At 62.9% G+C, this 3,060-nt stretch carries 5 protein-coding genes; all 5 read left to right on the top strand.

Going from position 1 to position 3,060, the window contains the following annotated elements:
- On the top strand, nucleotides 1–332 hold a 332-nt coding region (locus tag ACW9JE_RS29885; RefSeq protein WP_457434806.1), incomplete at its 5' end, for a cytochrome c-type biogenesis CcmF C-terminal domain-containing protein.
- Nucleotides 329–865: a DsbE family thiol:disulfide interchange protein gene (locus tag ACW9JE_RS29880; RefSeq protein ID WP_224533591.1), complete on the top strand. Its 537-nt coding sequence runs from the start codon at nucleotides 329–331 to the stop codon at nucleotides 863–865. The genes ACW9JE_RS29885 and ACW9JE_RS29880, both read left to right, overlap by 4 nt.
- Entirely contained in the window at nucleotides 862–1,332 is a 471-nt protein-coding gene (locus ACW9JE_RS29875) for a cytochrome c-type biogenesis protein (RefSeq protein WP_224533590.1), read from the top strand. Before ACW9JE_RS29880 ends, ACW9JE_RS29875 begins: the two co-directional genes overlap by 4 nt.
- On the top strand, nucleotides 1,329–2,537 hold the full coding sequence (ccmI, locus tag ACW9JE_RS29870; protein ID WP_224533589.1) for a c-type cytochrome biogenesis protein CcmI: 1,209 nt from the start codon (nucleotides 1,329–1,331) through the stop codon (nucleotides 2,535–2,537). The genes ACW9JE_RS29875 and ccmI overlap by 4 nt, the downstream gene beginning before the upstream one ends.
- A gap of 27 nt (nucleotides 2,538–2,564) precedes the next feature.
- Nucleotides 2,565–2,978 carry a hypothetical protein gene (locus ACW9JE_RS29865; protein WP_457434805.1) on the top strand — a complete coding sequence of 138 codons (414 nt, stop codon included), beginning with the start codon at nucleotides 2,565–2,567 and terminating at the stop codon, nucleotides 2,976–2,978.
- Nucleotides 2,979–3,060: the final 82 nt, after the last annotated feature.

Below are 3,060 nucleotides of genomic sequence, written 5' to 3'. Positions count from 1 at the left end.
CCGACAAGGGCACCATCCGGGTGATCCGCGATGGCAAGGAAATCAGCGTGCTGCACCCGGAAAAACGCCTCTACACCGTGCAGAATTCGGTCATGACCGAAGCCGGGATCGACGCCGGATTCACCCGTGACCTCTATGTGGCGCTGGGCGAACCGCTGGGCGATGGTGCCTGGGCCGTTCGCGTTCACGTCAAACCGTTCGTACGCTGGATCTGGTTCGGCGGCTTGCTCACCGGTCTCGGTGGGTTGTTGGCGGCGCTGGATCGGCGTTATCGGGTCAAGGTAAAAAGCCGGGTGCGTGAAGTACTGGGTATGGATGGAGCCACTGCATGAAACGTTGGTTGATGCTGTTGCCGCTGGCGATTTTTCTGGTGGTCGCTGTTTTCCTGTATCGCGGTCTGTACCTGGACCCGGCCGAGTTGCCGTCGGCGATGATCGGCAAGCCTTTCCCGGAGTTTTCCCTGCCGACTGTGCAGGGCGACAAGACCCTGACCCGTGCCGATATCGTCGGTAAACCGGCACTGGTCAACGTGTGGGGCACCTGGTGCATTTCCTGCCGGGTCGAGCACCCGGTGCTGAACAAGCTGGCCGAGAAGGGCGTGGTGATCTACGGCATCAACTACAAGGACGTCAACGCCGACGCCTTGAAGTGGCTGAGCGAGTTCCACAATCCCTATCAGCTGGACATCCGTGACGACGCCGGCACCCTGGGCTTGAACCTGGGTGTCTATGGCGCGCCGGAAACCTTCTTCATCGACGCCAAGGGCATCATTCGCGACAAGTTCGTCGGGGTGATCGACGAGCAGGTCTGGCGCGAAAAACTGGCAGCCAAGTATCAGGCGCTGGTCGATGAGGCCAAGCCATGAAGCGCTGGCTCGCCGCGGTGGTCCTGGGCTTGAGCATGGCCGGCGTGGCCCATGCCGCCATCGACACCTACGAGTTTGCCAAGGAAGGGGATCGTGAGCGTTTTCGCGAGCTGACCAAGGAACTTCGTTGCCCCAAGTGCCAGAATCAGGACATCGCCGACTCCAACGCACCGATCGCCGCCGACCTGCGCAAAGAGATTTTCCGCATGCTCGGTGAGGGCAAGGACAACCAGCAGATCATCGACTTCATGGTGGACCGCTACGGTGACTTCGTCCGCTACAAGCCTGCCCTGAACGCCAAGACCGCGTTGCTCTGGTTCGGCCCTGCCGGCCTGTTGTTGGGCGGTTTTGTGGTCATCGCCGTGATCGTCCGCCGCCGTCGCACGCAACGCGCCGAAACCCCGGACTCGCTTTCTGCCGAGGAGCGCAAGCGCCTCGACCAACTGTTGGATAAAAACCAAGAATGATTGATTTCTGGCTCGCTGCAGGTCTGCTGCTTCTGGTGGCCCTGAGTTTTCTGCTGATCCCCGTCCTGCGCCACCGTCGCGCCCAGCTCGAAGAGGATCGTACCGCCCTGAACGTGGCGCTGTATCAGGAGCGCGTGGCTGAGTTGCAGTCTCAGCAGGATGAAGGCGTGCTCGATGCCGCGCAGATGGAGGCCGGTCGCGCCGAAGCTGCGCGCGAACTGCTCGCCGATACCGAAGGTGCTGTCGTGCCGCGTGCTTCGCGCCTGGGCAAACCGGCGCCGTTGCTGGCGGCGATCCTGGTACCGGTGCTGGGTCTTGGTTTGTACCTGCATTTCGGTGCCAGCGACAAAGTCGAGCTGACCCGGGAGTTCTCCCACGCGCCCAAATCGATGGAAGAAATGACCCAGCGCCTGGAGCGTGCGGTCGCGGCTCAGCCGGAATCCGCCGAAGCGCTGTACTTCCTCGGTCGTACCTACATGACTGAAGAGCGTCCTGCGGACGCGGCGAAGATCTTCGAGCGCACCGTGAACCTCGCCGGGCGCCAGCCGGAACTGTTGGGGCAATGGGCACAGGCTCTGTATTTCGCCGAGGGCAAGAAGTGGTCGGAGCAGATCCAGGCGCTGACCGATGAAGCGCTCAAAGCCGATCCTAACGAAGTCACCAGCCTGGGGCTGCTCGGCATTGCCGCGTTCGAAGCTCAGCGTTATCAGGACGCCATCGATTACTGGAATCGCTTGATGGTGCAGTTGCCGCCGGAAGACAAGTCGCGCATCGCCCTGCAGGGCGGCATTACCCGCGCCACCGAGAAGCTGGAGGCCAGCGGCGGCAAGGTGGCTCCTGCTCCTGCTGCGGTAGCCAAGACTGGTGCGCTGCTCAAGGTCCAGGTGGATCTGGCAGCGGACCTGAAGGCCAAAGTACAGCCGGGTGACAGCGTGTTCATTTTCGCCCGAGCGACTTCGGGTCCGCCCGCGCCGCTGGCGGCCAAGCGCCTGACCGTGGCTGACCTGCCAGCAACCGTCGAACTGGGCGATGCTGACGCAATGATGCCGCAGTTGAAACTGTCGAACTTCCCTGAAGTCCAACTGGTTGCGCGCATCTCCCGCGCCGGCCAACCGACGGCAGGCGAGTGGATCGGACGCAGTCAGCCTCTGGCCAGCAGCACCACCGCGCCGCAGACACTCACCATCGACAGCCCGGATAAATAAACCCGGGAATCAACAGGAAGCATCGTCATGACCGCCATCGCTCGTATCACCCTGCTCAGCGTCGTTCTCGGGCTGAGCGCTTGTGCGGTCCAGCGACCCGAGCAGCCGACACCGCCGCCGATCCCGCCGTCGCAGCCGGGTACCAAGCCGGCACCTACTACAGTGCCGAGCAAGCCGACCACGCCGACAGCCCCGCCCAAGCCCGCCAAGCCGCTGCCGCGCACCTCGGCGAGCTTCGCGCCGCCGCCTGGGGGCAGCAGCCATTGGGACCCGAAGCTGGGTGTCTATGTGCTCGAGGATCAGCCCAACACCTTCTACCGCCAGCGCACCTACTACCGCTGGAACAACGGCTGGAGCCGCTCGATCAGCCCGAAAGGGCCGTGGGAAGAGACCGATATCCACGGTGTACCGGGTGGCTTGGGGCGGCAGTTCGGTCAGTAAGATTCTTTAACTGTAGGAGCGAGCACGCTCGCGATGGTCTCAAGAACGCCGCTGGGCATCAGATTCCCCGCGTTATCGTTCA

The organism is Pseudomonas sp. SDO55104_S430 (assembly GCF_054070595.1).
This window is presented reverse-complemented; position numbering and strand designations above follow the sequence as displayed.